Source organism: Pseudomonas peli (genome assembly GCF_050563605.1).
Lineage (GTDB): Bacteria > Pseudomonadota > Gammaproteobacteria > Pseudomonadales > Pseudomonadaceae > Aquipseudomonas > Aquipseudomonas peli_A.
This window is the reverse complement of the sequence record NZ_JBNXUH010000261.1, coordinates 1-270: the sequence shown is the minus strand read 5'-3', so window position 1 is coordinate 270 and position 270 is coordinate 1. Positions and strand designations below refer to the sequence as shown.

Sequence of the window (270 nt, the reverse complement as noted above, 5' to 3'; positions counted from 1 at the left end):
AATAAAGCTATTAAAGAAAACAAGACTAGAGAGAATAAGACGACAGGTGGAGAGTCGTCGACAGCGTCAGATGTATATAAGAGACAGCMCATGAGCTGTATCCGAATGGCATCTCCACCTCGTTGCCGTTCGATGTGCAATTGCAGATCGTGCGCAGCATCCGTGGCATGGAGAACGCGCATATCGTCCGTCCCGGTTATGCCATCGAGTACGACCTCCGCCCACCCTTCCTCTTATACGCTTCCCCGAGCCCCTGAGACGAACTGAGCG

At 52.4% G+C, this 270-nt stretch carries 1 pseudogene; it reads left to right on the top strand.

The features are described 5' to 3' along the window. Positions 1-83 precede the first annotated feature (83 nt). Positions 84-227 (top strand): annotated as a pseudogene (locus tag ACQ4LH_RS21675) (FAD-dependent oxidoreductase); the annotation flags it as partial. Positions 228-270: the final 43 nt, after the last annotated feature.